The organism is Candidatus Effluviviaceae Genus V sp. (genome assembly GCA_014728125.1).
In the GTDB taxonomy this organism is placed as follows: Bacteria; Joyebacterota; Joyebacteria; order Joyebacterales; family Joyebacteraceae; genus WJMD01.
This window is the reverse complement of the sequence record WJMD01000165.1, coordinates 1-6,195: the sequence shown is the minus strand read 5'-3', so window position 1 is coordinate 6,195 and position 6,195 is coordinate 1. Positions and strand designations below refer to the sequence as shown.

Below are 6,195 nucleotides of genomic sequence, written 5' to 3'. Positions count from 1 at the left end.
CTTCACCGAGCAACCTCCCGGTCTCGTTCGATGTGGCGGGAATGTGTGGGAATCGAACCCACCCCGGACGGGGTCAGCCGCCCGGCAAAAGGGTTTGAAGCCCTCGGGGCCCACCAGGACCCATCCACTCCCTCGTCAGTTCCGCACCCACGGACGGCGTCAGACAAGCCGAAGCGGTCTGTCGCCGGTCTCGATGACGCGTCCTATCTCCCGCGCCTCGTCGTGTCCCCGCTCGCTCACGGCGGCGAGGAACCCCTCGACGGCGTCCGGCTCGAGCGCCGTCAACAGGCCGCCGGACGTCTGAGGGTCGTACATCAGCTGAAGCCTGAAGCTCTCGGCCCGCGATGTGATCGTCGTCCTCGGCTTCACGTAGTGATGATTCGTGAAGAGCCCGCCCGGCACGTGCCCGTTCCGCGCCGCCTCGAGCGCTCCCTCGATGAGCGGAACGGACGCAACATCGATCTCGAGCGTCACTTCAGAAGCCTGTGCCATCTCGAGCGCGTGGCCGGCCAGACCGAACCCCGTGATGTCGGTCGCCGCATGGGCCCCGGCGTCCAGCATGGCCTCCGAGGCGTCCCGGTTGAGTCTGAGCATCAGCTCGGTCACCCGGGCGAGCGCCGGCGTCTCGAGCGCCTCGTTCTTGAGAGCGGTCGTCATGACCCCTGTTCCGATCGGCTTGGTCAGAACCAGAGTGTCGCCGGGTCTCGCGCCCGCGTTCGTCACGATCCGGCCCGGGTCGACGGTCCCGACGACGGCGAGCCCGTACTTGAGTTCCCGGTCGCTGACCGAGTGACCGCCGAGCGGCAGCGCCCCCGCCTCCCCAAGCTTCTCCTGACCACCCGCGATGATCTCAGCCATGATATCGAAGGGGATCTCCCCGTCGGGAAAACACATCAGGTTGAGCGCGATGAGAGGCTTCCCTCCCATCGCGTAGACGTCCGAGAGGGCATTGGCCGCCGCGATCCGTCCGAAGTCGCGCGCGTCGTCCACGATCGGTGTGAAGAAGTCCGTCGTGAAAACGAGACCGCGGTCTTCGTCGAGCAGGTAGACCCCCGCGTCGTCCGCCGTGCTCGTCCCGACGAGGACGCGCGGATCGTCGACCGGCGGCAGCTTGGCAAGCACCGAGGCGAGGTCCTCCGGACCCAGCTTCGACGCTCAGCCGGAGCAGCTCACCTTCTGGGTCAGCTTGAAGATCTCGTCTCTCGTCACGTCCCCTCCGCCGCGTGTCTACTCGACGGTCACGCTCTTCGCTAGGTTCCTCGGCTGATCGACGTTGCACTCGCGCTCGACAGCCACATAGTACGCGAGGAGCTGCAGCGGTATGACCGACAGGAGCGGGGTCAGGTGCGGCAGCGTTCGCGGGATCTCGATGACGTCGTCCGCGGTCTTGTCGACCTGTCCGTCGCCCTCGCTCGTGATGGCGATGATCCGCCCGCCGCGCGCCTTCACCTCCTGCATGTTCGAGAGGATCTTCTCGTAGAAGGCGTCCTGCGGCGCCGCGAAGACCACCGGCATGTTCTCATCGATGAGGGCGATCGGCCCGTGCTTCATCTCGGCGGCCGGGTAGCCCTCGGCGTGGATGTAGGATATCTCCTTGAGCTTGAGAGCGCCCTCGAGCGCCACCGGGTAGTGATAGCCCCTGCCCAGATAGAGGAAGTTCGAGTGATGGGCATACTTCCGGGCGATCTCGCCGATGCTCTCGTGCCTCGAGAGGATCTCCGCGATCTGCTCGGGGATCCGCTCCATGGCGTCCACGATGCGGCGCCCCTCCGTGACGGAGATGTTCCGGGCCCGCCCCAGCATCAGAGCGAGGGCCGCCAGCACCATGAGCTGCGACGTGAAGGCCTTCGTCGAGGCGACGCCGATCTCGGGACCGGCGTGCACGTAGACGCCGCCGTCGCTCCGTCTGGCGATCGACGAGCCGACGACGTTGACGATACCGAGCGCGATAGCCCCGCGGCGCTGGGCCTCAGCCATCGCCGCCAGCGTGTCGGTCGTCTCACCCGACTGGCTGATGACGAGAGCGATGTCGCCGGGGCCGATGACCGGGTTCCTGTACCGGAACTCGGACGCGTACTCGACGTCGACGGCAACGCGGGCGAGGTCCTCGATCATGTACTCGCCGATGAGCCCGGCGTGCCAGGATGTCCCGCAGGCCAGTATGATGATCCTCCTGGTCTCGTTCAGGGCCCTGCGGTGCTCGCGGAGCCCCCCGAGAAACGCGTCTCCCGCTGCCGAGATCAGGCGGCCCCGCACAGCGTCCATGACCGTGCGCTCCTGCTCGAAGATCTCCTTGAGCATGAAGTGCGGGTAGCCGTTCTTCTCGATCATGTCGATGTTCCACGTGACCTTCTCGACGTCCTTCTTGATCAGCTCGTTCTCGAGCGTCGTCGTCGAGAACCCCTCCGGCGTCGCGGTCACCATCTCGAGATCGTCGAGATAGACGACGTCCCGCGTGTACCGCACGAGAGCTGCCACGTCGGACGCGACGTAGAACGAGTTCTTGGCGATGCCGACGACGAGCGGGCTTCCGTTCCGGGCGCCCACGAGCTTCCCCGGCTCGTCCGCGTGGATGACGGCGATGCCGTAGGCGCCGTGAACGCGCGCCAGGGCCGCGCGGACGGCGGCCTCCAGGTTTCCCTCGTAGTGCTCCTCGATCAGATGCGCCAGCACCTCGGTGTCGGTCTTCGAACGGAACGTGTGGCCCGATTCCTCGAGCGCGCGCCGGAGCGCGCGGTAGTTCTCGACGATGCCGTTGTGAACGACCGCGATCCTGCCGGTGCAGTCGGTCTGGGGATGCGCATTCTCGCAGGAGGGCTCACCGTGTGTCGCCCAGCGTGTGTGGGCGACGCCCGTGGGTCCCTGCACCGGGTCGTCCTCGAGCAGCCGTCTGAGATCGTCGATCTTCCCGGTCGTCTTCCTGACCGAGAGTGTCCCTCCGTCGACAACAGCCAGCCCCGCAGAGTCGTATCCCCGGTACTCGACGCGCCTCAGGCCCTCGAGAAGCGCCGGCACCGTGTTGCTGTCGGCCGTGACGCAGCCAATGATCCCGCACATGTGTTCTCCCTCACTTCAGGCGCTCGAGGCGGTCGACGGCGGCGGAGACCAGTCTCTGAGCCTCCCCGGCCGTGCGCGCCTCGGCGATGACCCGCAGAACGGGTTCCGTTCCCGACATCCTAGCGTGAACCCAGCGGTCGGTCCAGCAGGTCTTGGCCCCGTCGGTGAGGTCCTGCTCACCGTCAGGGAACGCGGAGGCCATGAGCTCGGGAAGCTCGTCGGACCGCTCCCGCGGGAACGCGATCTTCATCTTGACCATCTCGTACGAGGGTATCTCCGCGACCGCGTCCGAGAGCGTGGACCCGCTTCCGGCGAGTCCGGTGATGACGAGAGCCGCTGCCGTCGCGGCGTCGCGTCCCGGATGGACGACGGGGAGGATGACTCCCCCGTTTCCCTCTCCCCCTACGACGGCCGAGACCTCGAACATCTTCTCGACGACGTTGATCTCCCCGACGGCCGAACGGTGGACCGGCACGCCGAAGCGCCCCGCGACGTCCTCGATCATCCGGCTCGTCGAGACGTTGACGACGACCGGCGCGGGACTGTTCGACAGCACGGGTCGCGCGGCGAGGACGAGCGTGTACTCCTCACCGACCGGGCGCCCCCGCTCGTCGACCAGAGCCAGCCGGTCGGCGTCCGGGTCGCAGGCGAGTCCGAGGAGCGCGTCCTCGGCGACGACGCGTCCTGAGAGCCCCGTGAGATGGTTCGGCACCGGCTCCGCGCCGCGTGTGAAGCCGCCTCCGGGGCGTGTCGAGAGCTCAACGACGTCGCACCCCAGCGCTCTCAGAAGACCCGGGAGGATGACGGAGCCGGCCGCGTTGACGCAGTCCACGACGACGCGCGGGGCGGCCGCGCGGACGGCGCCCGCATCGACGTGCGGCGACCCGAGGACGCGCTCGATGTGCCGCTCGACGGCTCCCTCGAGCGCGACGGGCACGGCCCCCTCGACGCGCGGCAGTTCGGGGCCGTCGGCCAGCTCGAAGAGCCGGGCGACCGCCTCCGCCCCGAGGAAGATGCCCTCCGACGAGAAGAACTTGAGCCCGTTGTCGGTCTCGGGGTTGTGGCTGGCCGTCACCGAAACGCCGCCACCGAGCCCGCCCTGACGAACAGCGAGCCCGACCGTCGGGGTCGGGACGACACCGAGGAGACGGACCGAACGGCCGCCCTCCCTGAGACCGAGGGATACGGCGTCGACGAGCCGCCCGCCTCCCCTCCGGGAGTCCCAGCCGACCGCGACGTCCTCGCCCGTTATCTCGGCGAAGGCGCGGCCGTAGCGTCGTGCGAGCTCCTCGGTGATGTCGGAGCCGGTCGTTCCGCGAACGCCCGACACGCTCCGGACGAGCGCCATGGGGATCCCTCCGTCGTCAGGAACCGGACGCGAGCCTCGCGAGGGCCTTCTCGGCCGCCTCGGCTCTGTCCGTCCCGGGATACGATTCGATCACCCGCTCGTACGCGTCACTGGCCGCCTCGAGGTCCTCGAGCCTCTTCTCCAGGACCCAGGCCACGGCGAGGGCCGCCCGCGGCGCGTGCGCGCTGTCAGGATGGAGCTCGAGCACCTCTCTGTAGAGCTCCAGCGCTCTGGTGGGGTCGTCGAAGCGGAAGAGCTGAAGCTCGGCGAGCAGGAAGCGGGCTCTGGCCGCCTCCTCCTCCGGCGACAGCTCCGTGGTGTCGCTGCGCGCCCCTGCGGCGTCGCGCTCTCTCGCCGACGAGCCGCGCCCGATGGAATCGGCCGCGGCCGCTCCCCCGTTCGCTCCGGACGTGTCCGGTGCTGCCGCCGCTTCGTCATCAGGGACGGACGCCTGAGCGGGTCGCGCCGACGACGTGTCGTCCGACGCCGGTGCGATCTCAAGCGTGTCCGCTGCCGCCGACGACGTGTCCGGCGGTGCCGTCGAGGCCGGCGCACGCTCCTCCTCGGGCCGGCTCTCGTAGTCCTCGATGATGCGCCTGTACTCCTTCAGCCGGAGGATGTCCTCGGCAGCCTGCGAGGCCAGCTCGGCCGTCTCACCTCGACCGTACGCGCTCGATGACGAACGGAACGCCTCGACGGCGCCGTCGAGATCGCCGAGCGCATCGCGCTTGACGACGCCGATGCGGTAGTAGGCCTTCGAAGCCCCCTCGGACCGCGCGTGGGAGGCCGCGATCTCCTCGTAGGTCTCGATCGCCTCCTCGTAGTCGCCCAGCGCCTCCAGCGCCAGTCCCGACTGAAGCTCCACCCGGTCGAGCTCCGTCCGGTCGACCGTCCGCCCCTCCAGATCGAGCGCCACATCGAGCGCGTCGCCGGCGCGGTCGAGCGAGAGAAGAACCTCCGAGAGCCTGAGCCTGGCCTCGAAGGCCAGCGTGCGCGACGAGGTCTCTTCAGGAACCCGGACGTAGAGATCGGCCGCCTGCTCGAAACGCCCCATCTCCGCGTAGTTCTCGGCCGCCGGGAACAGGGTCTGCGCCCGACGGTCGCTGTCGGGGAACCGATCGAGCGCCTCGAGATACGCCTCGGCGGCCTCCTCGCGGCGGCGCCGCGCGGCGCGCGCGTCGCCGACCAGCAGAAGGGCATCGTCCGAAAGCTCGACGGGCGGGTCGGCGTAGGCCACGCCGATCAGGAGCTCTTCGGCCGTCACCGGGTTCCCGAGCTCGATCAGGACGGAACCGAGCGTGTAATCGGCCTCAGACCTCAGCTCGCTGTCCGCGTAGAGCGACAGGAACTCGTTCAGGTGCTCCCCGGCCGACTCGTAGCGTCCCTGGTACGCCAACGCCTGTGCCATGAGCAACAGCGCATCGTCCGCCCACGAAGACTCCGGATGCAGAGCGAGGACCCTTCCCGACTTCTCGACGACCCGCTCATAGAGCTCCCGTTCGCGCGCCGTCGGGTCGGTATCAGGGGCGCGACTCTCGCGGATAGCGGCCGCCTCGCCGGCAGCCTCGCGGGCGTGGTAGAACGTGTTGTAGTAGACGCAGCCGGAGAGCGCGAGAAGCGCGACCATCACGACCACGAGCGCAAGAACGTACGTTCGCTGCAAGGAGCACTCCCGTCTGGAGTCGGGTCCTCAGGCGGGCTTGGGAGACTCGGCCCGGCGGCCGACCGACTGGATGACGACGCCGTCCTCGCCGTCCTTCTCGACCATGCGCACGCCGATGATCTCCGTT

At 68.6% G+C, this 6,195-nt stretch carries 4 protein-coding genes and 1 tRNA gene; all 5 read right to left on the bottom strand.

What is annotated here, in order from left to right; translation table 11 throughout:
* Positions 1–33 precede the first annotated feature (33 nt).
* A tRNA-Sec gene (locus GF405_10085) sits at positions 34–132 on the bottom strand.
* Positions 133–159: 27 nt separating this feature from the next.
* Positions 160–1,146, bottom strand: a complete 987-nt coding sequence (selD, locus tag GF405_10080; GenBank protein MBD3368502.1) for a selenide, water dikinase SelD — start codon at positions 1,144–1,146, stop codon at positions 160–162.
* A gap of 81 nt (positions 1,147–1,227) precedes the next feature.
* The gene (gene glmS / locus GF405_10075) at positions 1,228–3,057 is read right to left on the bottom strand and encodes a glutamine--fructose-6-phosphate transaminase (isomerizing) (protein MBD3368501.1); all 1,830 of its coding nucleotides are present in this window, start codon (positions 3,055–3,057) and stop codon (positions 1,228–1,230) included.
* Between the two features lie 10 nt (positions 3,058–3,067).
* Positions 3,068–4,405 carry a phosphoglucosamine mutase gene (locus GF405_10070; GenBank protein MBD3368500.1) on the bottom strand — a complete coding sequence of 446 codons (1,338 nt, stop codon included), beginning with the start codon at positions 4,403–4,405 and terminating at the stop codon, positions 3,068–3,070.
* Between the two features lie 16 nt (positions 4,406–4,421).
* The gene (locus GF405_10065) at positions 4,422–6,068 is read right to left on the bottom strand and encodes a tetratricopeptide repeat protein (protein ID MBD3368499.1); all 1,647 of its coding nucleotides are present in this window, start codon (positions 6,066–6,068) and stop codon (positions 4,422–4,424) included.
* Positions 6,069–6,195: the final 127 nt, after the last annotated feature.

Bases quoted from the DNA above. Each gene is read 5' to 3' on its own strand.
- GF405_10070 (MBD3368500.1), bottom strand. From the start codon at position 4,405: ATGGCGCTCGTCCGGAGCGTGTCGGGCGTTCGCGGAACGACCGGCTCC.
- glmS (MBD3368501.1), bottom strand. From the start codon at position 3,057: ATGTGCGGGATCATTGGCTGCGTCACGGCCGACAGCAACACGGTGCCG.